A 23,543-nucleotide genomic window follows, 5' to 3' on the forward strand; every position below is an offset into this window, starting at 1 on the left:
TCAGGTCCGCTCGGCCAGCCAGGCCAGCAGGCCGGCGACGTAGGCGTCGTGGTCGTCGACCAGCGCCAGGTGGCTGCCGTGCGGACTGTGGTGGTAGGTGCCCCGCGGCAGGCGCTCGGCCATCGTGGCCAGGTGGGCGGGGTCCATGGTGTCGTGCTCGGCGCCCATCACCAGGGTCGGCACCTCGATGCGGGCCAGGTCCCCGAAGCGGTCCCAGTCGCGGAAGGTGCCGGTGGCGCCGAGCTCGCTGGGGCCGTTGAGCAGGTCGTAGACCTGGTGGTTGATGTGCTCGAAGGAGTCCACGACGACCTGCGGCCACTCCCCCAGCGGCAGCCGGCAGAGGTGGTCGACGTAGTAGTGCTCCATGAGCAGCGCCTCGTACGCCGGGTCGCCGGTCTCCCCGGCGGCCTCCATCCGCTTGATCTCGGCCAGCGCGTCCTGGTCCATGGCGGGCATCAGCACCTGCTCGGCGTAGGCGTTGTACGCCGGGATGCTGGCCATCATGTTCGACACGACCAGCCCACGCAGGTGCTCGGGGTGGGCCAGGGCGTACTCGATGCCGAGCATCCCGCCCCAGGACTGGCCGTACAGCACGACGTCGTCCAGCCCGAGCGCGGCGCGGACCTGCTCGACCTCGTCGACGAAGCGCGGGATCTGCCACAACGACACGTCGTCGGGCTGGTCGGAGCGGTGCGAGCCGAGCTGGTCGTAGAAGTAGACCTCGTAGCCCGCACCGACGAGCGGCTCCTCCAGCGGCAGGAGGTACTCGTGGGTCGCGCCGGGCCCGCCGTGCAGGAGCAGGACCTGCCGGTCCGGGGCGTCGCCGACCCGGCGGGTCCAGACCTCGAAGGTCCCCGACGGCGTCCGGACGGGGATCCGGCGCTCGCTCACTGGAGCTTGCCGTCGAGCACGGTGGGCCGGCCGCGCAGGAACGTCGCGACGACCCGTCCGGGCAGCTCCAGGCCGGCGTACGGCGTGTTGCGGCTCAGCGAGGCGGACTCGGTCGGGTCGACGGTGCGGCGCACCGAGGGGTCGTAGAGGACGAGGTGGGCGGGCTGGCCCACCTCGAGCGGGCGGCCGTGGTCGGCGACCCGGCCGATGCGAGCGGGCGCGTAGGACATCCGGTCGGCCACGCCGGCCCAGTCCAGGAGCCCGGTGTCGACCATGCTCTCCTGCACCACCGAGAGCGCGGTCTCCAGGCCCAGCATCCCGAAGGCGGCCGCGGCCCACTCGCAGTCCTTGTCCTCGTGCGGGTGCGGGGCGTGGTCGGTGGCCACGATGTCGATGGTGCCGTCGGCCAGCCCGGCCCGCAGGGCCTCGACGTCGGCGCCGGTGCGCAGCGGCGGGTTGACCTTGTAGATCGGGTCGTAGGTCGCCGCGAGCTCGTCGGTGAGGAGCAGGTGGTGCGGGCAGGCCTCGGCGGTCACCGCGACGCCCTTGGCCTTGGCCCAGCGGATCAGCTCGACCGAGCCGGCCGTCGAGACGTGGCAGACGTGCAGGCGGGAGCCGACGTGCTCGGCGAGCAGCACGTCGCGGGCGATGATCGCCTCCTCGGCCACGGCCGGCCACCCGGCCAGGCCGAGCCGGCCGGAGAGCTCGCCCTCGTTCATCTGCGCGCCCTCGGTGAGGCGCGGCTCCTGGGCGTGCTGGGCGATGACGCCGTCGAAGGCCTTGACGTACTCCAGCGCGCGCCGCATCAGCACCGCGTCGCTCACGCACTTGCCGTCGTCGGAGAAGACGCGGACCTGCGCGGCGGAGTCGGCCATGGCGCCGAGCTCGGCCAGCTGCTGCCCGGCCAGCCCGACGGTGACCGCGCCCACCGGGCGGACGTCGCAGTGCCCGGCCTCGCGACCGAGCCGCCAGACCTGCTCCACCACGCCGGCGGTGTCGGCCACCGGCTCGGTGTTGGCCATCGCGTGCACGGCGGTGAAGCCGCCCCGGGCGGCCGCCTGGGTGCCGGACTCGACGGTCTCGGCGTCCTCGCGGCCCGGCTCGCGCAGGTGGGTGTGCAGGTCGACCAGACCCGGGAGCGCGATCAGCCCGTCGGCCTCCACGACCTCGGCCCCGTCGGGCGCGGAGGCGACGAGGACGCCGTCCGAGACGTGCAGGTCGCTCGGGTCGCCGCCCAGGACGCGCGCGCCCCTGATGATGAAGTCAGCCATCGGACTCGTTGCCTCCCAGCAGCAGGTAGAGCACGGCCATCCGCACGGCGACGCCGTTGGTGACCTGCTCGACGATCACCGAGCGCGCCGAGTCGGCCACGTCGGCGGTGATCTCCATGCCGCGGACCATCGGCCCGGGGTGCATGACGATCGTGTGGTCCTGGAGCGTGGCCATCCGGCGCGCGTCGAGGCCGTAGCGCCGGCTGTACTCCCGCGCGGTCGGGAAGAACCCGCCGCTCATCCGCTCACGCTGGACCCGCAGCATCATCACCGCGTCGACCTTGGGCAGCACGCCGTCGAGGTCGTAGGACGTCTCGACCGGCCACGTCTCCACCCCGACCGGGAACAGCGTGGGCGGGGCCACCAGCGTGACCTCGGCGCCGAGGGTGCGCAGCAGCAGCGCGTTGGAGCGCGCCACCCGCGAGTGGAGGACGTCGCCGACGATGGCGACCCGGCGGCCCTCGAGGCTGCCGGACCTGAACTCGCCCAGGGGGCCGCCCCCCAGGTGCCGGTAGAGCGTGAAGGCGTCGAGCAGGGCCTGGGTCGGGTGCTCGTGGGTGCCGTCACCGGCGTTGACCACGCTGGAGCGGACCCAGCCGGAGTGCGCGAGCCGGTGCGGGGCGCCGCTCGCGCCGTGGCGCACCACGACCGCGTCGGCGCCCATGGCCTCCAGGGTCAGCGCGGTGTCCTTGAGGCTCTCGCCCTTGCTCAGGCTCGAGCCCTTGGCCGCGAAGTTGATGACGTCGGCGCTGAGCCGCTTGGCCGCGGCCTCGAAGGAGATCCGGGTGCGCGTGGAGTCCTCGAAGAACAGGTTGACCACGGTCCGCCCGCGCAGCGCCGGCAGCTTCTTGATGGGCCGGTCGGCCAGCTCGCGCATCTCCGCCGCGGTGCTGAGGATCAGCTCGGCGTCGTCGCGGGTCAGGTCGCCCGCGCTCAGCAGGTGCCGCTTCACCCGTCGCTCCCCTCACCCTGGATGACGACGTCGTCCACGCCGTCGATCTCTGCGATCCGCAGCCGCACCCGCTCGACCAGCGAGGTCGGGAGGTTCTTGCCCACGAAGTCGGCGCGGATCGGCAGCTCGCGGTGGCCGCGGTCGACCAGCACCGCCAGCCGCACCGCGCTGGGCCGGCCCACGTCGTTGAGCGCGTCGAGGGCCGCCCGGATGGTCCGGCCGCTGAACAGCACGTCGTCGACGAGCACCACGACCTTGCCGTCCACCCCGCCGGGCGGGATCTCGGTGGGCAGCAGCGCCCGGGCCGGCTTGAGGCGCAGGTCGTCGCGGTACATGGTCACGTCGAGCGAGCCGACCGGGACGTCGTAGCCCTCGACGGCGGCGATCCGCTCGGCGACCCGACGGGCCAGGGGCACGCCGCGCGACGGGATGCCGAGCAGCACCAGGTCGTGCGCGCCCTTGTTGCGCTCGAGGATCTCGTGGCTGATGCGGGTCAGGGCCCGCGCGACGTCCCGGTCGTCCAGGACGGTCCGGCCACCGGCCTCGGTCGGTGGTCCGGAGGTGGGGTCGGCGGGTGGGTCGGGCTGCTGCTGTGCACACATCGGTGCTCAGACCTCCTTGTCCGCCTCTCTGGACGGCCCGTTGAAGGGGATCTCGATCGCCGCCGACCCTACCCCCTCGCGCGGGACAGGTGCGGCGCCGCGCGTCCGGCCAGCAGCGGCAGGTCCAGGTAGGTCCGCACGCCCGGCTCCGCCGCCACGACGTACGGGATCGCGTTGACGCAGTGGTTGGCCGTGGCCACGACGCCCGGGTTGCGGACCAGCCCGGACTCCACGGTCTCCGGCTGCAGCCCGTGGACGGTCAGCTTCACGCTCGGGTCGCCGGTGACCTCGACCTCGAACCGCTCGCCCTCGGGGCCGAACGACCACGCGGGGTCGAGGTGCTCCTGGCCCATCAGCCAGTTCACGGTGGCGGTGACGACCGGTACGCCGTCCACGAGCGCCCGCCAGTGGAAGCGGCGGGCGGCCACCAGACCGGGCTCGATGACGCCGATCGGCGAGTCGATCGGGGCGGTGGCGACCGCGACCTCCTGCACGGTCTCGATCCGCGGGTCGGCGGCGAAGCCCATCTCGGCCACGACCATGCGCACCGACGAGCGGAAGCCGCCGCCGAGCAGCGCCGCCATCGGGCTGGCCAGGGCCTCCTCGGGCGTGCCGCCGAAGGCCATCACGTGCCGGATCACGTCGGGGGCGCCGTAGGTGCGCAGGTCGCTGAACTCCTCGGCGCGCACGTGGGTGACCCGGGCGCTGACCGCCGAGACCATGAGCGGGAACCGCTCGGTGATGCCGCCGGGGTGGATGCCGGTGCCGTGCAGCGTCGTGCCGCCCTCGCGGCAGGCCGCCTCGAGCTCGGTGGTGCGCGCCGGGTCCGGGTAGATCCACCCGACCGGCGTCACCACGTCCTTGCCGGAGCGCAGCAGCGCGGCGACCTGGGCCTCGTCGGGCACCAGCGGGCTGTAGACCACGCAGTCGGCGTCCAGCGCGAGGATCTCCTCGGCGCTGGTCGTCGCCGCGACGCCGAGCGGGTCCAGCCCGGCCAGGGTGCCGGCGTCCTGCCCGTGCTTGTCGGCCGCGTGCACCCAGCACCCGACCAGCTCGAGATCGGGGTGGCTGACCACGCCCTCGATGGCGGCCCGGCCCACGCCTCCGGTCGCCCACTGCACGACCCGGAGGGCACCCGTCACGGCGCGGTCACAGCGCGACCGGCCAGATGTTGCCCCAGGCGTCGACCTCGTAGCGGGTCCGGTCCTCGCGCCGGTCCAGCAGGACGGCGACCCAGACCACGCCCCACAGCCCGCCGGTGACGACGGTGAGGATGAAGTGCCCGACGTGGGTCACCCGTCGCCGCTGGGCGAGGGTGACGCCGCGCTCACTGCGGTGGACCACCGTGGCGCCGCTGAGCACCTCGAGGTCCACGGCGATCTCGAGCAGCCGCTCGCGCCGGAGCTCGGGCAGCTCGGGGTACGTCGCCCACTCGCGCGGGCGGCCGAGCCGCTGCGGGAACGCCGAGTAGGTCGCCGGCGCCCAGTCCCGGCCCGACCAGCGCCGCCAGGAGCGCCGGTGCCAGCGGTACTCGCCGATCGTCGGCGTCCGGACGGTCACGGGACCAGTGTGCGTCAGTCCTCGGCGATGTCCACCAGGACCTTGCCGACCGCTCCGCCCTGCACGGCGTCGTGCGCCTCGGCCGTCTGCTCCAGCGAAAAGTGGTGCAGCGGGACGCCGGCGTCCTCACCGACCCGCAGCGCCCCGGCGGCGACCGCGGCGGAGACGTCCTCGAGCGCGGCCTGCCGCAGCCGCTCGTCGAGGGTGTAGAGGATGAGGTACTGGTAGCGCAGGTTCTTGGAGAACGTCGGGCGCAGCGGCACGGTGTACTCGTCGCCGCCGTTGTTGGCGTAGATCGCGATCGTCGCGTGGGTCCTGGTCACCGCGAGGTCCAGGTCGTTGTTCTGCGCCGGCGCCACCTCGACGACCAGGTCCACGCCGTCCGGCGCCGCCTGCTTGATGGCGGCCTCGGCGTCGTCGTCCTTGTAGTTGACGACGTGGTGCGCGCCGGCCGCCGCGGCCAGCGCGGCCTTCTCCGGCGAGCTGACCGTGGTCACCACGGTCGCGCCCGCCCAGCGGGCCAGCTGGATGGCGGCGTTGCCGACCGCACCCGCGCCCCCGGCCACCAGCACGGTCATGTGGTCCATGGCGCCAGGCTCGAGCCGGCTCGGACCGAACTCCCCGCAGGTCAGCGCCCGGTGCGCGGTCACGGCCGGCACGCCGAGCGAGGCGCCCAGGTCGAACGACGCACCCTCGGGCAGCGGGACGACGCGCGCGGCGTCCTGGACGGTGTACTCCGCCGCGGTGCCGTGGGCCCGCTCGTGCTGGGCCAGGACCAGCCAGACCCGGTCGCCCGAGGCCAGCCCGGCCACGCCGTCGCCGAGCGCGTCGACCACGCCGGCGCCGTCCTGGCCGGGCACGACCTCGTCGAAGCCGCGCAGGTTGCCGGCCCGGAACTTCCAGTCAGTGGGGTTCACCCCGGCGCGGACCAGCCGCACCCGGACCTCACCCGGGCCGGGCTCCGGGACCTCCCGGTCGGCCAGGCTCAGGACGGAGGAGGGACCGGTCTCGCTGTAGACGATCGCGCGCACACCGCGCCGGTACCCACGCTCCGGCCCGGCCCTCGTCGGGTCAGAGGGCCGAGGCCATCCCCGCGCAGGCCCGCAGCCAGGACATCCGGGTGCTCTCGGACAGGTCGGCGTACGGCAGCACCGAGCCGGCGACCAGGGCGGGGTCGTAGGGCACGCGGTAGACCCCGCGGGTGCGCTGCTGGTAGACGTCGACCAGGTCGGCGGCCAGCTTGGCGTCGACGGTGGTCGAGGGGTCGGACAGCACGGTCACGGTCTTGTACTTCAGGTTCTGGTAGCCCGCGTCCTGGAGCGCGTCGAGCATCCACAGGCCGCTGTAGCCGGTGTCCTCGCGCACGGTCGAGGTGACCACGAGGAGGTCGGCGGCGTCGGCCGCGGCCAGCCAGTTCTCGGCGCGCATGTTGTTGCCGGTGTCGACCAGGATGATCTTGTAGAAGCGCGTGAGCAGCTGGTGCAGCCGGTTGAAGTCGTCGGCGTGGATCTGGCCGGTGACGTTGGCGCTCTCGTCGGAGGCCAGGACGTCGAAGTGCGCGTCGCCCTGCGAGCGGACGTAGGCGCCCAGGTCGCCGATGCGCGACTGGGTGACGTCGTTGAACTTGTGCAGGTCGGCCAGGAGCTCCTTGGTGGTCTTGTTGTGCGCGCTGCGCGAGCCGCGGATGCCGAGGGTGCCGCGGGTCTCGTTGTTGTCCCACGCCACCACGCCGCCGCCGCGCACGGTGCCGAAGGTGTAGCCGGCCGCCAGCACGCCGGTGGTCTTGGCCGCGCCGCCCTTGGGGTTGATGAAGGCGATCGTCTTGGGGCCGTCGAAGTCCTTCTGGATCAGGGCCCGGTCCTGGGTGTAGGCCCGCTCGGCGGTCCCCATCTTGGGCTTGATCATCCCGCCGCTCCAGCGGCGGACGCGGCCGCGCCAGCCCCAGGTGGCCGGTCCGGTCTCCTGCTCCTCGGCGCGCCGGTCGAGGAAGTCGGTGGCCGTCATGAACCGCCGGGGCTCGGCGTCACCCGCGGGCTGCGCCGGCTGGGCCGGCGCCTGCACCGGCGCGGTGGTCACCGGCGGACGGGTCGGCGGCGGGGGCGGCGGGCCGCTGGGCGGACCGCCCGCGGGCCGCAGGACGGGCGGCGGGGGCGGCGGGCCGGTCGGGCCGGAGCGGGGCGGGCCGCTGGGCGGGCCGGTGGGCGGACCCGACGGCGGGCCGCTGGGCGGGACGGACTGGCCCTGCGGAGGGACCAGCGTCGGACGCGGCCGGATCACGGTGGCCTCGGCGTCACTCAGCGGGTCGGTCAGCGGGTCCGGCTGCCGCACCCGGGCCGCGGCCTCCTTGGCCTCCTCCGCGGCGGCGTAGGCCGCGAGCTCCTCCGGGGTGTAGAGCCGGTCGCTGGTGTCGTCCGACGGGTGGCTCGACTGCGACATGGTGGCTCCTCCCGCGGCAGGCTAGGGGTACCGGCCGCTGCCGCAGCCATACCCGGGATCGGGGGCCGTCTAACGTCCCCGGGCCCGGTCTAGCCCAATCGCTTGAGCGCGGCCTCGATCCCGCGGTGGAACGTGGGGTAGGCGTAGTGCATCGTGCGCAGCCGCTCGACGGGCACCTCGGCGTGCACGGCGGTGACGAGCATGCCGATCACCTCCCCGCCGTACGGCGCCAGGACGGTCGCGCCGACCAGGACGCCGCGGTCGGCGTCCTCGACGACCTTGATGATCCCCGTGGTGCCCGGGCCGTGCAGCCAGCCGCGGGCGGACCTCTCGACGTGCGCCAGCCCGACCCTGACATCGAGGCCGGCCGCGCGCGCCTGGTCCTCGCTCATCCCGACCGAGGCCAGCTCGGGGTCGGTGAAGGTGACCCGGGAGACCGCGCGGTAGTCCGCGCCCGGCCCGTCCCGGCCGAGGAGGTCGGCGACCGCGCCGGCCGCCTGGTAGCGCGAGACGTGGGTGTAGGCGCCCTTGCCGGTGATGTCGCCGATGGCCCACAGCCGGTCGGCGGCCCGCATGTGCTCGTCGATCTCGACGGTCGCGGCCCCGGGGTCCAGGCCCACGGTCTCCAGCCCCACGTCGGCGAGGTTGGTGGACCGTCCGGCCACGACCAGCAGCTCGTCGGCGTGGAGGGTCTCGCCGTCGACCACCACGTGGAAGGTGCCGTCGTGGTCGACGCGCTCGACCTCCACCCCGGCGCGGACGTCGACGCCCTCGTCGCTCAGGACCGCGGTGAGCGCCTGCGAGGCCTCGGGCTCGTCGTGCGGCGCGATCCGCGACGCGGCCTCGAGCAGGGTCACCTGGGCGCCGTAGCGCGCGAAGACCTGGGCCAGCTCCAGCCCGTTGGGCCCGCCGCCGACCACGACGAGGCGCTGGGGCACCTCGGTGATCGTCATGACCTCCCGGTTGGTCCAGTACGGCGTCTCGGCCAGCCCGGGGATCGGCAGCCGCGCCGGCGACGTCCCGGTGTTGAGCACCACCCCGCGCCGCGCGCGCAGGACCGTGGCGAGGCCCTCCCGCTCGACGCGGACCACGCCCGGGCCGGCCAGGCGCCCGTGGCCGCGCACGATCCTCACCCCGGCGTGCTCCAGCGGCTCGACGTGCTGTGAGTCGGTCCAGTCGTGGTTGGCCTCGCGGATCCGGGCCGCGACCAGCGACCAGTCCGGGGTCACCCGGCTCGCGCCGGCCAGCCGGTCGGCCCGGTGCACCTCGGCCAGCAGGTCGGCGGGGCGGACCATGAGCTTGGACGGCGTGCAGCCCCAGAACGGGCACTCGCCGCCGACCAGCGCCTCGTCGACGCCGACCACGTCCAGCCCCGCCTCGGCGAGCTTGAGCGCGGCGTGCTCACCGCCCGGGCCGAGCCCGAGCACCACCACGTCGCAGTCGCGCGTCGATCCCGCGTCCGGCTCAGCCATGGCGCCCACCCAACCACCGGCGCCAAGACGGTCCCACCGCCGGCCCGCCCCGGCGGAGACGATGCTGAGACGATGCCGGTGTGCCCACCCTGAGCGAGCTGCGCCGCTTCCCGGTCAAGTCCTGCCGCGGCGAGCAGCTCGAGGCCGCGGTGGTCGAGCCCTGGGGGCTGGCCGGTGACCGGCGCTGGATGCTGGTCGACGAGACCGGCGAGACCGTCACCGCACGCGAGCACCGCGAGCTCCTGCTCGTGCACCCGCGGCTGCGCCCGGACGGCGGGCTGAGCGTCGCCGCGCCGTCGGCGAAGGACCTCGAGGTCGACCTCCCGACACCCGGGGACCTGGTCCAGGTCACGGTCTTCGGCCGGGCCCCGTTCGGCGCCACTCCCGCCGGCCCCGCGGCCGACGCGTGGTTCAGCGCGGTGCTCGGCGAGCCGGTCCGGCTGGTGTACGCCGACGACCCCGAGCGCCGCCCGGCCAACCCGGCGTACGCCGGTCCCGGGGTGCCGATGCACTTCGGCGACGGCTACCCGCTGCTGCTGGTGACCGAGGCGTCGGTCGCGGCGGTGAACGAGCTCATCGCCGCGGGACCCCGCGCCGCGGACGGACCGGTGCCGGTGGTCCGCTACCGGCCCAACCTGGTCGTGGCCGGCTCCGAGCCGTGGGTCGAGGACGGCTGGCGACGGCTGCGGGTGGGCGAGGCGGAGTTCCGGCTCGTCAAGGGCTGCGACCGCTGCGCCATCCCGACGACCGACGAGCAGACCGCGGTGCGGCGCAAGGAGCCGACGTACACCCTGGCCCAGCACCGGCGCTGGGACGGCGCGGTGTGGTTCGGGATGAACCTGGTCCCGCTCACCCCGGGCGCGACCCTGCGGGTGGGCGATGCGGTCGAGGTGCTGGAGTCGGTGCCGGCCCCGGACGGCCCGCCGCGCTAGGGGTGCGGGTCAGTCGTTGAAGTGCTTGGCCCGCGCGAAGCAGAAGACGCCGTAGCCGGCGATCCCGATGGCGATGAGCACCAGCAGGAACGGGCCGAACGGCTGCTGCAGCACCTTGTGCAGCGCCTGGTCGAGCCCGCCCGACTTCTTGGCGTTGTGGGTGAGCGCGGCGTACAGGAACAGCGCGCCGACGATGCCGAACGAGACGCCCTTGGCGGTGTAGCCCGCCTTGCCGGCCCACAGGTAGGCCTGGCCGCTGGTGCCGCTCTTGCCCTCGGCGTTGATGTGCTTGGCGAACTTCTCGGTGTAGGCGCGGAAGACCAGGTAGCCGCCGATGCCCATGATGGCCAGGCCCACGGCGCCGACGAGGAGCTGCCCGGCCGGCCAGTTCATGACCGTCGCGGTGGTGGAGTCGGTGCCGCCGCCCTTCTTGGACGAGCTGCTGGAGCCGGTGGCCGCCTTCACCGCGCTGACGCCGATGACGATGTAGATGACGACCTTGCCGGCCGAGGTGGCGCGCTTGCGGACGCGGGTGAAGCCCTCCTCGTCGCGGTAGCCGAAGATCGCCTCGAGCGCCTGCCAGACGGCCAGCAGGAACATCCCGACCGCGACGGCCCAGACCAGGGCCTGGCCGAACGGCTGCTCGGAGAGCTGCTGGACCGCACCGGTGGAGTCGGCCGAGCCCTCACGGTCGCCGAAGGCCAGCTGCACCGCCAGCCACGCGATGACGATGTGCACGAGCCCGTAGGCGACCAGCCCGACCCGGGCCGCCGTGTCGATCCAGTGGCTGTCGTGGGCCTGCTGCCCGGCGTTCTTGGCGTCGGTCGCGATGCTGCTCATGAGTGGTGGTCCTTCCCTCGACCCACCCCTGGCGATACCCCGCGGGGTGCGCGGTCACGCCCCCAGATCGGCAAGAGCCGTCTCGATGGCCCGGTGGAACGTCGGGTAGGCGAAGATCATCGACCGCAGCGTGTCCACGGGCACCGCGGCGTGCACCGCGACGGCCAGGAAGCCGATGATCTCCCCGCCGGCCGGACCCACCACGGTGGCGCCGACGAGCACCCCGCGGTCGGCGTCCTCGACCACCTTGATGAGCCCCTTGGCGCCCGGACCGTGCGTGAAGCCGCGTGAGGACTCCTCCAGCTTCGTGCTGCCCGTCCGGACGCTCAGCCCCTCGTCCCGCGCCTGCTTCTCGGTCATCCCGACCCCTGCGACCTCCGGGTCGCAGAACGTCGTGTGCGGCAGCGCGTGGTACGCGGCCGGCGGACCGTCCTCGCCCAGCACGTCGCGCCCGGCGATGGCGTTCTGGTACATCGACACGTGCGTGAACGCGCCCTTCCCGGTCACGTCGCCGACCACCCACAGCCCGTCGACGCCGCCGTCGGGACCCTGGGCCCGCATCCGGTCGTCGACCTCCACGGTCCGCGCCGACGGGTCCAGCCCGACCGTCTCCAGCCCGATGTCGTCGAGGTTGGGTGTCCGACCCGCGGCCACCAGCAGCTTGTCGGCCCGCAGCTCCTGGCCGTCCTCGAGGGACAGCGTGAACGCCCCGTCGGCGTACGCCGCCCGCCTCAGCCGCGCGCCGGTCAGCACCCGGATCCCCTCCTGCGCGAACACCTCCTGCAGCAGCGCCGACGCCTCGGGCTCGTCCTGCTCGAGCAGCCGGTCGCCGTGCTGGACCACGGTCACCTGCACCCCGAAGCGCGCGAAGACCTGCGCGAACTCGCACCCGATCGGCCCGCCACCCAGCACCACCAGCGACCCCGGCACCTCGGTCTGCTGCACGGCGTCGCGGTTGGTCCAGTACGGCGTGTCCGCCAGCCCCTCCACCGGCGGCGCCGCCGGCCGGGTCCCGGGGTTGAGCACCACGCCCCTCCGGGCGGTGAACGCCTGCTCCTCACCGTTGGGCATGGTCACCACGACCCGCTTGGTCCCGTCCAGCCGCCCCACGCCGTGCAGCACGGTCGCGCCAGCGTCCGCCAGCCGGTCCACCGCCACCTGGTCGTTCCAGTGGTCGGTCGCCTGCGTGGACACCCGCTCGGCCACCGGGCTCCAGCTCGTCGTGACCCGGACGTCACCACTGAGCTCGCCGGCCCGCCGCGACTCGGCCACCAGGTCGGAGGCCCGCACCATCATCTTGGTCGGGATGCACCCGTAGTACGGGCACTCACCACCCACCAGGTGCTTGTCCACGGCCACGACCTCGAGCCCGGCCTTCGCGGCCGCGGTGGCCAACGCCTCCCCCCCGGCCCGAGCCCGACGACGACCAGGTCCACCTCACGCGCATCCGCCATGCGCTCAAGCGTGCCAGGTCCTTCGCGCTGGGCTCTCGCTTGCCCGTGCGGGTTCTGCTTCTTGGGGTGATCAATTGCGTAGCGGCCGCGCGCTTACCACCCCGACTCCCGCTGTCAAGGACGCCTTCGGCGCCGCAAGCGGCGAACGGCGGGGCCTTCGGCCCGAGTGGTTCGTCCTTGACAGCGGGACCCGGTCGGGGCGGTAAGACGCGCTCAAGGGCGGGGCAAGCCCCGCCCGCAATGCGCGGCCGCCTGTGGCGGCCACGCTTGCGTCCCGATGTGCGATGACCCGCACCGCACCGCTCCCCCACCCGTGAAGGCGGAGACGAGACGGTGCCGCCGCCGACCAGGCCGCCTGTGGGCTGACCCGGCCCCCGCCGGACCGCAGCCCCCTCGCCGAACGCTAGACCCGCGGCGTGGGGCACGCATGCCGGACGCAAGAGGGCTGGGAGCAGTCGCGTGCAACACGGCGTCGGTTGCGTTCGGTGAGGGGGCTGCGGTCAGGCGGGGGCCGGGTCAGCCCACAGGCGGCCGGAAACACGAGAGCCGCACCACGAGACCCAGCACCCAGCTACACCAACGACGACTTGTTCCGCAGGACCGCCCCGAGGATCCCGTTCACGAACTGCGGGGACTCGTCGGTGGACAGGTCCCGCACGAGCGCCATCGCCTCGGACACGGCGACCGCATCGGGGACGTCGTCGACGTACAGCAGCTCGTAGACCCCGAGCCTCAGCACGTTGCGGTCCACGGCGGGCATCCGGTCGAGCGTCCAGCCCTCGGCGTACTCCGCGAGGACCTCGTCGATGCGGGCCTGGTGGGCGACGACGCCCTCGACGAGGGTGGTCGTGTAGGGGTTCGTCGGCCCGTCGCCGTCGGTGGCCGCCCGGGCGAGGGCGTCGGTGGCCGACTCGCCGCGGAGGTCGGAGGCGTAGAGGACGTCGAGTGCGCGCTTGCGCGCCTTGCTGCGGGCCGCCACTAGGAGCTGACGCGGCCCAGGTAGGACCCGTCGCGGGTGTCGACCTTGATGCGCTCGCCGGTGGTGATGAACAGCGGGACGTTGACGGTCGCGCCGGTCTCGACGGTGGCGGGCTTGGTGCCGCCGGTGGAGCGGTCGCCCTGCAGGCCGGGCTCGGTGTAGGTGACCTCGAGCTCGACCGAGGCGGGGAGCTCGATGTAGAGCACGCGGCCGTCGTTGCTGGCCACGATGGCCTCCTGGTTCTCCAGGAGGTAGTTGCTGGCGTCACCGACGACGTCGGGGCTGATCTCGACCTGGTCGTAGGTGCCGGTGTCCATGAAGACGTACGACGTGCCGTCGTTGTAGAGGTACTGCATGGTGCGCTTGTCGACGTTCGCGACGTCGACCTTCACGTCGGCGTTGAAGGTGCGGTCGACGGTCTTGCCGGACTCGACGTTCTTCAGCTTCGAGCGCACGACCGCGCCGCCCTTGCCGGGCTTGTGGTGCTGGAACCAGATGACCTGCCAGAGCTGGCCGTCGAGGTTGAGCACCATGCCGTTCTTCAGGTCGTTCGTCGTCGCCATGCGCGTGGATCAGCCTTCGTGGTCGAGGGGAGGGTCCGGGTCCGTGGGCCGCCTGGGCAGCAGCAGGCGAGTCTAGCGAGCAGGGGTGGTCCGGGCCGAAACCGTGGGCGCGCGGCCCGGCGCGGGTGCACACTGCTCCGGATCGGTACGACGGGGGAACGACGGGGAGGGACACCCATGAAGCGCTTCACCACGCTGGTCGCCGCCACGCTCGCCGCCGCGGCTCTCGCGCTGGCCGGCCCGGCCGCGGAGGCCAAGCCGGCCAAGAAGTTCGCCAACTGCGACGCCATGCACCGGGTCTACCCGCACGGCGTGGGCAAGCCGGGTGCGGTCGACCAGACGTCGGGCACGCCGGTGACGACGTTCAAGCGGAGCGTCCCGCTGTACGTCGCCAACGCGGGCAGCGACCGCGACAAGGACGGGATCGCCTGCGAGGCGCTCTGACTACAGGGCGGCGGCCAGCCGCTCCAGGGCCAGCCGGTAGCCGTCGGTGCCGTGGCCGGCGACGACGTCGACGGCGTACGCCGTGACCACGGAGCGGTGCCGGAACTCCTCAGGGCGCTGCTTCGGGTCGCTGATGTGCACCTCGACGAGCGGGGCGGTGAGCTGCGCGCAGGCGTCGAGCAGCGCGTAGGAGTAGTGGGTCCAGGCGGCGGCGTTGAGCACGACGGGCGTCTGCTCGTCGGCCGCGGTGTTGAGCCAGTCGAGCAGCTCGCCCTCGTGGTTGGTCTGGCGGACCTCGACGTCCAGGCCGACGGCGTGACCCCACTCCACGCACTGGCCAGCCAGCTCGCCGAAGGTGGTGGTGCCGTAGATCTCGGGCTGGCGGCGCCCGAGACGGCCGAGGTTGGGTCCGTTGAGGACCAGGACGCGGGTGCTCACGCCAGGACCTCGTACGCCGCGCGCAGGTGCTCCTCGGACGGCCCGGTCAGGATCCGCGGCTCGGCCAGGGCCTCGAGGACGACGAAGCGCAGGGTGCTGCCGCGGGCCTTCTTGTCCACGCGCATCACGGCGAGCAGGTCGTCGAACGGCGCCTCGTGCCAGCGGGTGGGCAGGCCGAGCGAGGCCAGCACGGCGGCGTGCCGGGCGGCGGTCTCGTCGTCGAGGCTCCCGGCGAGGCGGGCCAGCTCCGCGACGTACACCATGCCCAGGGCCACGGCCTCCCCGTGCCGCACGGTGTAGCCGGTGACCTTCTCGACGGCGTGGGCCAGGGTGTGGCCGTAGTTGAGGACCTCGCGGCCAACCGAGCCGCCGGCGCCGCCGGTCTCGCGCAGGTCGCCGGCGACGACCTCGGCCTTGACGCGCACGGCGCGCTCGACGAGCTCGGCCAGCACGTCGGAGGCGGGGTCGAGCGCCGCGCTCGGGTTTTTCTCGACGAGGGCGAGGATCTCGGGGTCGGCGACGAAGCCGCACTTGACGACCTCGCCCAGACCGCTGACCAGCTCGGCCTCGGGCAGGGTGTCGAGGAAGCCCAGGTCGCACAGCACGCCGGCGGGCTCGTGGAAGGCGCCGACGAGGTTCTTCCCGGCGCCGGTGTCGATGCCGGTCTTGCCGCCCACGGCGGCGTCGACCATGCCGAGCAGGGACGTGGGCAGGTGGACGACCCGGACGCCACGCAGCCAGGTCGCGGCCACGAAGCCGCCCAGGTCGGTGGTGGCGCCTCCCCCGACGGTCACCACGACGTCGGAGCGGGTGAAGCCGGCCGCGCCGAGCCGCTCCCAGCACGAGGTCAGCACGTCGGCGGTCTTGGCCGCCTCCCCGTCCGGCAGCTCGAGGTCGAGGACCTCGAAGCCGTCCAGCGGGACCGTGAGGCCCGGCGCGTGCACCAGCGCGACCCGCTGGGCGCCCTCCAGCAGCGCCGGCAGCCGGTCGCGCACGCCGCGGCCGACCTCGACGTCGTACGGCGCGGCCGTGGCCACGGGGATGGTGGTCACGCCGGGGCCTCCCCGATGGCCGCCGCGATCTCGTCGGCGACCTCGTCGGGCGTGCGGCCGTCGGTGTCGACGACCAGCGTGGCCACCGACTCGTAGACCGGCGCCCGCTCGTCCAGCAGCGCCTTGACCTGGCCGCGCACGTTGCCGAGCAGCAGCGGGCGGGTGCTGCCGAGGCCGACCCGCTTGACCGCGTCGGACAGCCCGACGCGCAGGAAGACCACGGTGTGGCCGGCCAGCAGGTCGCGGGTGGACGGGTCGAGCACCGCTCCCCCGCCCAGGGCCAGCACTCCGTCGTGCGAGGCCAGCGCGTCGGCCACGGCCCGGCGCTCCAGCGCCCGGAAGTGGCCCTCGCCGGAGTCGACGAAGATGTCGGAGATCGAGCGGCCCTCGAGCGCCTCGACGTCGGCGTCGGTGTCGCGGGCCGTGACGGCCCAGCGCTCGGCCAGGAGCGCGCCGACGGTGGTCTTGCCGGCGCCCATCGGGCCGACCAGGACGAGCCGGGGCCTCACTTGAACCGCAGCGTGTCGAGGTAGGACTGGGCGTTGCGCCGGGTCTCGCCGACCGAGTCGCCGCCGAACTTCTCCAGCACGGCGTCGGCCAGGACCAGCGCGACCATGGCCTCGGCCACGATGCCGGCGGCGGGCACGGCGCACACGTCGGAGCGCTGGTGGTGCGCGGTCGCCTCCTCACCGGTGGCCACGTCCACGGTGCGCAGCGCCCGCGGGACGGTGGCGATCGGCTTCATCGCCGCGCGGACCCGCAGCACCTCACCGGTGGTCATGCCGCCCTCGGTGCCGCCGGAGCGGCCCGAGACCCGGCGGATGCCGTCCTCGGTCGGGACGATCTCGTCATGAGCCAGCGAGCCCGGCGTCGCGGCCAGCGCGAAGCCGTCGCCGACCTCGACGCCCTTGATGGCCTGGATGCCCATGAGCGCGCCCGCCAGGCGCGAGTCGAGCCGGCGGTCCCAGTGCACGTGGGAGCCCAGCCCCGGCGGGAGCCCGTGCACCACGACCTCGACCACGCCACCGAGGGTGTCACCGTCCTCGTGGGCCTGGTCGATCCGCTCGACCATCTGCTTGCTCGTGTCGGCGTCCAGGCAGCGGACCGGGTCGGCGTCCAGCCGCTCGACGTCCTCGGGCGCCGGCCAGAGGCCGTCGGGGGCACGGACGCCGCCCAGCTCGATGACGTGGGACACGATCCGGGCGCCGACGGACTGCTCCAGGAAGTTCGAGGCCACCCGGCCCAGCGCGACGCGGGCCGCGGTCTCGCGGGCCGACGCGCGCTCGAGGACCGGTCGGGCCTCGTCGAAGGCGTACTTCTGCATGCCGGCCAGGTCCGCGTGCCCGGGCCGCGGCCGGGTCAGCGGGGCGTTGCGCGCGGAGCCCTCGAGGAGCTCCGGGGCCACCGGGTCGGCCGACATCACGGTCTGCCACTTGGGCCACTCGGTGTTGCCGACCTCGATCGCGACCGGGCCGCCCTGGGTCTCGCCGTGGCGCACGCCGCCGACGAGGGTGACCTCGTCCTGCTCGAACTTCATCCGGGCGCCGCGGCCGTAGCCCAGCCGGCGACGGGCCAGCGCCTCGCGCACGTCGTCGGAGGTCAGCCGGACGTGGGCCGGGAGCCCCTCGAGGATGGCCACCAGGGACGGGCCGTGGGACTCACCCGCGGTCAGCCAGCGCAACGTCACGGGAGGAAGTCTCTCAGCCGTACAGCGCGTCCAGCACAGGCTGTCCGAGGACGACCCCCAGCAGGGCCCCCAGCAGCATGAAGGGACCGAACGGGTAGTCGCGCCGGCGGCGCACCACCGACAGCAGCCCGCCGAGGAGCCCGCCGAGCAGGACCCCGGCCCAGATGGCCACGACCAGCTCCGCCCAGCCGACCCAGCCCAGGGCCAGCCCGAGCACCCCGGCGAGCCGCACGTCGCCGTACCCCAGCCCGCTGGGGTAGATGAACCACAGCAGGAAGAACCCGCCCCCGTAGGCCAGCCAGCCGAGGCCGGTGCGCTCCAGGTCGCCCACGTCCGCGCCCGAGGCGAAGAAGGCCACGACCACGGCCACCAGGGTCACGGCGTACGCCGGCGCGATCAGCCGGGTGGGCAGCAGCCGGGTGCGCCAGTCGATGACCGCCAGCGCCACGCCGACCGGCACCAGCGGCAGCAGCACGACCAGGTCGGCGTCCCACCCGGTGACCAGGCCGATCGCGGCCGCGGCGACGCCCGAGGCCACCGCGGCCTGCCAGGCCAGCCCGGGGCGGGCCGCGATCGCGGCGTAGGCCTCCTTGGGCTCCTCGGGCGGCCCCTCGTCCAGGGGCGTGGTGTCGTCCTCGCCCTTGTCGGGCTCCTCCGGCTCGCCCAGCTCGGGCTCGGGCACGCGGGCGATGAGGGTCGGCACGAACCCGCCCGCGGCCACGCCGGCCAGGCCGGTGACCAGCGCGGTGACGGGCTCGGGCGTCACCGCCCGGACCGTGCGGACAGCTCGCCCTCGGCGGCCTCGCGCATCGCGTCGACGGGGACGTCGTCGCGACCCGTCATGGCCCGGAGCTGGTCGGCGGCCTGGGCCAGCAGCAGGTCGAGCCCGTTGATGACAGTGCGGCCGCCGCGCTGCGCGGCCGCCGCCAGCGGCGAGGGCCACGGCTCGTAGATGACCTCGAAGACCAGCGGCAGGTCGGCCGTCGCGGCGAGCAGGTCGGGGGTCTGCACCGAGGCCGGCACCGTGGAGACCAGCACGTCGCCGGACAGCCCGGTCACCCCGGCCAGCTCGACCACCTCCACCTGCGGCCGGGACGGGTGCCCGACCACGGCGTGCACGGTCTCACCGGCGCGGGCCGGGTCGCGGACCGCGAGCGTGGCGTGGCGCATCCCGCGCTCGGCGAGGGCCAGCAGGACCGAGGTGGCGGTCGCGCCGCCGCCGAGGACGACCGCGCGCTCGACCGCACCGTCGTGCGCCTCCAGCACCGCCATCGCGCCGGTCACGTCGGTGTTGAGCCCGCGCCGGGTGCCGTCCTCCTCCAGGAGCAGGGTGTTGCAGACGCCGGTGGCGTCCACCCACGGGTCGTGCGAGGTCAGCAGCGGCACCGCCTCGCGCTTGAGCGGCGCGGTGAGCGAGAGCCCGCGCCACCGGCCCGGGTCGAGGTCGTCGACGAACCCGGCCAGGTGGCCGGCGGCGACGAGGACGGCGTCGTACTCCCAGCCCTCCAGCCCGAGCGCGTCGTAGGCCGTGTTGTGGATGACCGGGGACAGCGAGTGCTGGATCGGGTCCCCGAGGACCGCACACCTCATGGGGCTCCTCCTGGTGGTGGGTCTAGCAGCGGTCGGACTGGGTGTCGCAGTACTCGTCGAGCTCGGCCCGCAGCGCCGCGAACTCCTCCGGGGTGGTGGCGAACTTCGTCTCCCCGGTAGCCAGGTTGACCGTCACGTAGTAGAACCACGGGCCGTCGGCCGGGTTGAGCGCCGCCTCGATGGCCGCCTGGCCGGGCGCCTCGATCGGCCCGGGCGGGAGCCCCTTGTGCTTGTAGGTGTTGTACGGCGAGTCGGCCACGGAGTCGATCTCGTCCTGGGTGAGCCGGGCGATGCCGGGCTTGCCGAGGGCGTAGTTGACGGTGGCGTCGATCTGCAGGAAGCCGGCCGACGGGTTGGGGTCGATCTCGAGCCGGTTGTAGATGACCCGGGCGATCTTGGCCGTGTAGTCCCCGCGGCCCTCCGCCTCCAGCATCGAGGCGATGGTCATCATCTGCTGCGGGCTGTAGCCGAGCTCCTGCGCCTTGGCCTCCAGGTCGGTGTCGGCCGCCGCCTGCTTCCACCGGTCGACCATGTCGCGCAGCATGTCGACGGGCTGCTCGTCGGGGCCGAAGGAGTAGGTCGCCGGGAACAGGTAGCCCTCGGCGCTGCCGCCGGCGTAGTCGGGCAGGCCCAGCGACGGGTCCTTGAGCGCCTTCTCGAACTGCGCCTTCTTGAAGTCGGTCTTGTCGGTCAGCACGTCGATGATCTGGCCGACCTGCAGCCCCTCGGGGATGGTCACGGCGTTGGTGACGATGTTGCTCGGGTCGACCAGCACGTCGACGACGTCGGAGGCCTTCATCTGCTTCTGCAGCGGGTAGGCGCCGGCCTGGATGGCGTCGGTGCCCGGCGCGCCGGCCGCGGCGTCCAGGAAGGCGTCGACCGAGGCCACGATGTCCTGGGCCTTGAGGTTGCGGGCCATCACCGAGACGGTGTCGCCGGGCTTGACCTCGAAGGTGACGTCCTCGCCGCCCGGGCCGGGGTAGTCCTCGGCCGAGCTGAACTGGTCCTTGATCTTGTCGATCCCGGTCGTGACGCCCCAGTACGCCGCGCCGGCCAGCAGGGCCAGCACGACCAGCGCGATGAGGCAGCCCGGTCCGCGACGGCGCTGGCGCGGTGCGCGACGGCTGCCCGCGGGCCGCGGCTCCTGGTCGCCGAGGAGGCTGTCCATGTCGGTCATGGTGGTCAGGTCTCCTCGATGGTCTCGCCCGGCGGGCTGCCGCTGGCGCGTTCGGTGTCCAGCACGTGCTGGAGGATCACGACGGCGGCGGCCTGGTCGACCACCGCGCGGCGCTTGGCCCCCGAGCGCCCTCGGTCGCGCAGCATAGCCTCCGCGCTCACCGTGGTGAGCCGCTCGTCGGCCAGCCGCACGGGCACCGGCGCCACGCGTCGGGCCAGCTGCGCGGCCCACGCGCGCACCTTGGCGGCCGCCGGGCCCTCGCCGCCGGCCAGCGAGCGCGGGAGCCCGACGACGACCTCCAGCACCCGCTCGGGGTCGCCGTCCTGCTCCTCGCGCAGCAGCTCGACGAGCCGGTCCAGGTCGCCGCGACCACGCTTGACGGTCTCCACCGGGGTGGCGAGCAGGCCGGACGGGTCGCTGCGGGCCACCCCGATCCTGGCGTCACCCGGGTCGAGGCCGATGCGGACGCCGCTACGCAACCGTCCCGACCTCGGCGCGGACCGCGGCCAGCGCCTCGTCGATGCGGGACACGTCGGTGCCGCCGCCCTGCGCGACGTCGTCCTTGCCGCCGCCCTTGCCGCCGACCAGCGGACCGACCACCCGGACCAGCGCGTTGGCGCTCAGCCCGCGGGCGCGCGCCTCGTCGTTGGTGGCCGCGACGACGGAGACCTTGCCGTCGGCCTCACCGATGACCACGACCACGCCGGGCTGGCCCTGGGGCAGCCGCCCGCGCACGTCGAGCGCGAGCGTGCGGGTGTCGCCGCCGGACGCGCCGGGCGCCGACGTGGCGACCAGGGCCACGCCGCCGACCTGCTCGGCACCGGCCGCGAGCTCACCGGCGCGCGCGAGCAGCTGGCCGACGCGGACCTTCTCGAGCTCCTTCTCGGCCGCGCGCAGCTTCTCGACGATGTCGTGGACCCGCTCGGGCAGCTCCTCGGGACGCGCCTTGAGCGTCTCGGAGAGCTGGTTGACCAGCACGTGCTCGCGGGCCAGGAAGCGGTAGGCGTCGGAGCCCACCAGGGCCTCGACCCGGCGCACGCCGGAGCCGATGGAGGACTCGCCCAGCAGCTTGACCACGCCGAGCTTGCCGGAGCTGCCCGCGTGGGTGCCGCCGCACAGCTCACGCGCCCAGTCGCCGACGGACACGACGCGCACCTGGTCGCCGTACTTCTCACCGAACAGCGCCATCGCGCCGGAGCGCACGGCCTCGGCCTGGCTCATGATCTCGGCGTGGACCTGGAGGTCGTCCAGGATCACGTCGTTGACCCGCGCCTCGACATCGGCCATCACCGACGCCGGGACCGAGCCCGCGGCGGAGAAGTCGAAGCGGAAGCGGCCGGGCGCGTTCTCCGAGCCGGCCTGGGTCGCGGTCTCGCCGAGCGCCTCGCGGAAGGCCTTGTGCACCATGTGCGTCGCGGTGTGCGCGCGCGAGATGGACAGGCGGCGCTGCAGGTCGACCAGTGAGTGCGCCTCGAGGCCGGGCGTGACCTCGCCATTGAGCACGGTCGCCTTGTGCACGATCAGCCCGGTGATCGGCGACTGGACGTCCTCGACCCGCAGCCGCGCGCCGTTGGACAGCTCGATGACGCCCTGGTCGGCGAGCTGGCCGCCGCCCTCGGCGTAGAACGGGGTGCGGTCGAGGACCAGCTCCACCTCGTCGCCCTCGGCGGCGCTCTCGACCACCCCGTCCGCGGTCACGATCCCGGCCACCCGGCCGTCGGTGACGGTCTCGGAGTAGCCGGTGAAGTCGACCGGCGCACCCATCGCGTCCGCGACCGTGCGGTACGCCGTACCGTCGCGGTAGGCGCCCTTCTTGGCGCGCGCGTCGGCCTTGGCCCGTTCGCGCTGCTCCTGCATGAGCCGGCGGAAGCCGACCTCGTCGACGTCGAGGCCCTGCTCGGAGGCCATCTCCAGGGTCAGGTCGATGGGGAAGCCGTAGGTGTCGTGCAGCGCGAACGCGCGGTCCGCGGACAGCTCGTGGCCGCCGGACTGCTTCACCTGCGCGGTCGCGGTGTCGAAGATCGCCGTGCCAGCGCGCAGGGTGGAGCGGAACGCCTCCTCCTCGGCGTAGGCCACGGTGGCGATCCGGTCCCAGTCGTGGTGCAGCGCGTCGTAGGTCTCGCCCATCTTGTCCCGGCTGACCGGCAGCAGCTCGGGCAGCACCGGGTCCTCGCAGCCCAGCAGCCGCATCGAGCGGATCGCGCGGCGCATCAGGCGGCGCAGGACGTAGCCGCGGCCCTCGTTGCCGGGCGTGACGCCGTCACCGATGAGCATGAGCGTGCTGCGCACGTGGTCGGCCACGACCCGGAAGCGGACGTCGTCGCCGTGGTCGGCGCCGTAGCGGCGGCCGGTGATCTCCTGGGCCTTCTCGATGACCGGGAACATCACGTCGATCTCGTACATGTTGTCGACGCCCTGGAGCAGGAACGCGACGCGCTCCAGCCCCATGCCGGTGTCGATGTTCTGCTTGGGCAGCGAGCCCGCGATGTCGAAGTCGTCCTTGGAGCGCACCGCGCTGAGCTCGTCCTGCATGAAGACGAGGTTCCAGATCTCCAGCAGCCGGTCCTCGAGCTTGGTCGGCATGTCCGGACCGAGGTCGGAGACCTCGAAGTCCGGGCCGTGCTCGGGGCCGCGGTCGTAGAGGATCTCCGAGCAGGGGCCACCCGGCCCCGGGATCCCCATCGACCAGTAGTTCTCCTTCTTCCCGAGCTTGAGGATCCGGTCCTGGGGCAGCCCCGTGACCTTCATCCACAGCTGCAGCGCCTCGGCGTCGTCGACGTAGACGCTCGGGTAGAGCCGGCTCTCCTCGAGGCCCCAGCCGCCCTGCTCGCGCGGCTTGGTGACCAGGTCCCAGGCCAGCTCGATGGCGCCCTGCTTGAAGTAGTCGCCGAACGAGAAGTTGCCGCACATCTCGAAGAACGTGCCGTGCCGCGTGGTCTTGCCGACGTCCTCGATGTCCGGGGTGCGGATGCACTTCTGCACGCTGGTCGCGCGCGGGTACGGCGGCGTCTCCTGGCCGAGGAAGAACGGCTTGAACGGCACCATCCCCGCGTTGACGAACAGCAGGGTCGGGTCGTCGAGCAGGAGCGAGGCCGAGGGCACGGCCGTGTGGGCGCCCACCTGCCCTCCCCGCTCGAAGTGCGCGATGAAGTCCCGCCGGATGCTCGCGCTGCTCACGTCGCTCACGTTGCTCGCGTCGCTCG

General features: G+C 73.7%; 24 protein-coding genes. 2 read left to right on the forward strand and 22 right to left on the reverse strand.

Annotated elements, in window-relative coordinates; all coding sequences use genetic code 11:
* The 9 genes from G5V58_RS12540 to G5V58_RS12580 all read right to left on the reverse strand — a co-directional run bounded on the left by G5V58_RS12540 (position 1) and on the right by G5V58_RS12580 (position 9,184).
* Entirely contained in the window at positions 1-891 is an 891-nt protein-coding gene (locus G5V58_RS12540) for a proline iminopeptidase-family hydrolase (protein WP_165233092.1), read from the reverse strand.
* A complete protein-coding gene (locus G5V58_RS12545) occupies positions 888-2,162 on the reverse strand; it encodes a dihydroorotase (RefSeq protein WP_165233095.1) in 1,275 nt (424 codons plus the stop codon). The genes G5V58_RS12540 and G5V58_RS12545 overlap by 4 nt, the downstream gene beginning before the upstream one ends.
* A complete protein-coding gene (locus tag G5V58_RS12550; protein ID WP_165233098.1) occupies positions 2,155-3,114 on the reverse strand; it encodes an aspartate carbamoyltransferase catalytic subunit in 960 nt (319 codons plus the stop codon). The genes G5V58_RS12545 and G5V58_RS12550 overlap by 8 nt, the downstream gene beginning before the upstream one ends.
* Positions 3,111-3,716 (reverse strand): bifunctional pyr operon transcriptional regulator/uracil phosphoribosyltransferase PyrR, encoded by a 606-nt coding sequence (gene pyrR / locus G5V58_RS12555; RefSeq protein ID WP_165233101.1) that lies wholly within the window; start codon positions 3,714-3,716, stop codon positions 3,111-3,113. Before pyrR ends, G5V58_RS12550 begins: the two co-directional genes overlap by 4 nt.
* A 68-nt stretch (positions 3,717-3,784) precedes the next feature.
* Entirely contained in the window at positions 3,785-4,858 is a 1,074-nt protein-coding gene (locus tag G5V58_RS12560; RefSeq protein WP_196240587.1) for an NAD(P)H-dependent amine dehydrogenase family protein, read from the reverse strand.
* Positions 4,859-4,865: 7 nt separating this feature from the next.
* Positions 4,866-5,276, reverse strand: coding sequence for a hypothetical protein (locus tag G5V58_RS12565; protein WP_165233104.1), 411 nt, complete (start codon positions 5,274-5,276; stop codon positions 4,866-4,868).
* Positions 5,277-5,290: 14 nt separating this feature from the next.
* Entirely contained in the window at positions 5,291-6,307 is a 1,017-nt protein-coding gene (locus G5V58_RS12570; RefSeq protein ID WP_165233107.1) for an NADPH:quinone reductase, read from the reverse strand.
* 40 nt (positions 6,308-6,347) lie between these two features.
* The gene (locus tag G5V58_RS12575; protein WP_165233110.1) at positions 6,348-7,712 is read right to left on the reverse strand and encodes a MinD/ParA family ATP-binding protein; all 1,365 of its coding nucleotides are present in this window, start codon (positions 7,710-7,712) and stop codon (positions 6,348-6,350) included.
* Between the two features lie 89 nt (positions 7,713-7,801).
* Complete coding sequence (locus tag G5V58_RS12580) at positions 7,802-9,184, reverse strand: dihydrolipoyl dehydrogenase family protein (protein WP_165233113.1); 1,383 nt, start codon at positions 9,182-9,184, stop codon at positions 7,802-7,804.
* 80 nt (positions 9,185-9,264) lie between these two features.
* Here G5V58_RS12580 and G5V58_RS12585 point away from each other — a divergent pair, with 80 nt between their 5' ends.
* Positions 9,265-10,116 carry an MOSC domain-containing protein gene (locus G5V58_RS12585; protein ID WP_165233116.1) on the forward strand — a complete coding sequence of 284 codons (852 nt, stop codon included), beginning with the start codon at positions 9,265-9,267 and terminating at the stop codon, positions 10,114-10,116.
* Between the two features lie 9 nt (positions 10,117-10,125).
* Here G5V58_RS12585 and G5V58_RS12590 read toward each other — a convergent pair whose 3' ends face one another.
* From G5V58_RS12590 to efp, 4 genes are all read right to left on the reverse strand, one after another.
* Positions 10,126-10,956, reverse strand: coding sequence for a DUF1206 domain-containing protein (locus G5V58_RS12590; RefSeq protein WP_165233119.1), 831 nt, complete (start codon positions 10,954-10,956; stop codon positions 10,126-10,128).
* 54 nt (positions 10,957-11,010) lie between these two features.
* Positions 11,011-12,351, reverse strand: a complete 1,341-nt coding sequence (locus G5V58_RS12595; RefSeq protein WP_230487305.1) for a dihydrolipoyl dehydrogenase family protein — start codon at positions 12,349-12,351, stop codon at positions 11,011-11,013.
* A gap of 630 nt (positions 12,352-12,981) precedes the next feature.
* The gene (nusB, locus tag G5V58_RS12600; RefSeq protein WP_165233122.1) at positions 12,982-13,389 is read right to left on the reverse strand and encodes a transcription antitermination factor NusB; all 408 of its coding nucleotides are present in this window, start codon (positions 13,387-13,389) and stop codon (positions 12,982-12,984) included.
* Positions 13,389-13,952 carry an elongation factor P gene (gene efp / locus G5V58_RS12605; protein WP_165233125.1) on the reverse strand — a complete coding sequence of 188 codons (564 nt, stop codon included), beginning with the start codon at positions 13,950-13,952 and terminating at the stop codon, positions 13,389-13,391. Before efp ends, nusB begins: the two co-directional genes overlap by 1 nt.
* A 177-nt stretch (positions 13,953-14,129) precedes the next feature.
* Here efp and G5V58_RS12610 point away from each other — a divergent pair, with 177 nt between their 5' ends.
* Entirely contained in the window at positions 14,130-14,396 is a 267-nt protein-coding gene (locus G5V58_RS12610) for an excalibur calcium-binding domain-containing protein (protein WP_165233127.1), read from the forward strand.
* On the opposite strand, the gene G5V58_RS12615 is transcribed toward G5V58_RS12610, so the two are convergent.
* Genes G5V58_RS12615 through alaS form a run of 9 tightly spaced genes read right to left on the reverse strand, consistent with a single transcriptional unit; the run spans position 14,397 to position 23,517 of the window.
* Positions 14,397-14,834, reverse strand: coding sequence for a type II 3-dehydroquinate dehydratase (locus G5V58_RS12615; protein WP_165233129.1), 438 nt, complete (start codon positions 14,832-14,834; stop codon positions 14,397-14,399).
* The gene (aroB, locus tag G5V58_RS12620; RefSeq protein ID WP_165233131.1) at positions 14,831-15,886 is read right to left on the reverse strand and encodes a 3-dehydroquinate synthase; all 1,056 of its coding nucleotides are present in this window, start codon (positions 15,884-15,886) and stop codon (positions 14,831-14,833) included. The genes G5V58_RS12615 and aroB overlap by 4 nt, the downstream gene beginning before the upstream one ends.
* Positions 15,883-16,395, reverse strand: a complete 513-nt coding sequence (locus G5V58_RS25985; protein WP_329957572.1) for a shikimate kinase — start codon at positions 16,393-16,395, stop codon at positions 15,883-15,885. Before G5V58_RS25985 ends, aroB begins: the two co-directional genes overlap by 4 nt.
* Positions 16,392-17,573 carry a chorismate synthase gene (gene aroC / locus G5V58_RS12630; protein WP_329957573.1) on the reverse strand — a complete coding sequence of 394 codons (1,182 nt, stop codon included), beginning with the start codon at positions 17,571-17,573 and terminating at the stop codon, positions 16,392-16,394. Before aroC ends, G5V58_RS25985 begins: the two co-directional genes overlap by 4 nt.
* A 13-nt stretch (positions 17,574-17,586) precedes the next feature.
* A complete protein-coding gene (locus tag G5V58_RS12635) occupies positions 17,587-18,339 on the reverse strand; it encodes a prepilin peptidase (RefSeq protein WP_165233133.1) in 753 nt (250 codons plus the stop codon).
* The gene (locus G5V58_RS12640) at positions 18,336-19,163 is read right to left on the reverse strand and encodes a shikimate dehydrogenase (RefSeq protein WP_165233135.1); all 828 of its coding nucleotides are present in this window, start codon (positions 19,161-19,163) and stop codon (positions 18,336-18,338) included. Before G5V58_RS12640 ends, G5V58_RS12635 begins: the two co-directional genes overlap by 4 nt.
* Before the next feature lie 22 nt (positions 19,164-19,185).
* On the reverse strand, positions 19,186-20,331 hold the full coding sequence (gene mltG / locus G5V58_RS12645; protein ID WP_230487306.1) for an endolytic transglycosylase MltG: 1,146 nt from the start codon (positions 20,329-20,331) through the stop codon (positions 19,186-19,188).
* A gap of 14 nt (positions 20,332-20,345) precedes the next feature.
* A complete protein-coding gene (gene ruvX / locus G5V58_RS12650) occupies positions 20,346-20,819 on the reverse strand; it encodes a Holliday junction resolvase RuvX (RefSeq protein ID WP_165233139.1) in 474 nt (157 codons plus the stop codon).
* The gene (alaS, locus tag G5V58_RS12655) at positions 20,812-23,517 is read right to left on the reverse strand and encodes an alanine--tRNA ligase (protein WP_165239037.1); all 2,706 of its coding nucleotides are present in this window, start codon (positions 23,515-23,517) and stop codon (positions 20,812-20,814) included. The genes ruvX and alaS overlap by 8 nt, the downstream gene beginning before the upstream one ends.
* Positions 23,518-23,543: the final 26 nt, after the last annotated feature.

The sequence above is a fragment of the Nocardioides anomalus genome (assembly GCF_011046535.1).
GTDB classification, from domain to species: domain Bacteria; phylum Actinomycetota; class Actinomycetes; order Propionibacteriales; family Nocardioidaceae; genus Nocardioides; species Nocardioides anomalus.

Excerpts from the sequence above, each read along its gene's own strand:
- G5V58_RS12575 (WP_165233110.1), bottom strand. The coding sequence starts at position 7,712 with ATGTCGCAGTCGAGCCACCCGTCGGACGACACCAGCGACCGGCTCTAC.
- G5V58_RS12610 (WP_165233127.1), top strand. The coding sequence starts at position 14,130 with ATGAAGCGCTTCACCACGCTGGTCGCCGCCACGCTCGCCGCCGCGGCT.
- pyrR (WP_165233101.1), bottom strand. The coding sequence starts at position 3,716 with ATGTGTGCACAGCAGCAGCCCGACCCACCCGCCGACCCCACCTCCGGA.
- efp (WP_165233125.1), bottom strand. The coding sequence starts at position 13,952 with ATGGCGACGACGAACGACCTGAAGAACGGCATGGTGCTCAACCTCGAC.
- G5V58_RS12640 (WP_165233135.1), bottom strand. The coding sequence starts at position 19,163 with ATGAGGTGTGCGGTCCTCGGGGACCCGATCCAGCACTCGCTGTCCCCG.
- G5V58_RS12580 (WP_165233113.1), bottom strand. The coding sequence starts at position 9,184 with ATGGCTGAGCCGGACGCGGGATCGACGCGCGACTGCGACGTGGTGGTG.
- mltG (WP_230487306.1), bottom strand. The coding sequence starts at position 20,331 with ATGGACAGCCTCCTCGGCGACCAGGAGCCGCGGCCCGCGGGCAGCCGT.
- G5V58_RS12590 (WP_165233119.1), bottom strand. The coding sequence starts at position 10,956 with ATGAGCAGCATCGCGACCGACGCCAAGAACGCCGGGCAGCAGGCCCAC.
- G5V58_RS12545 (WP_165233095.1), bottom strand. The coding sequence starts at position 2,162 with ATGGCTGACTTCATCATCAGGGGCGCGCGCGTCCTGGGCGGCGACCCG.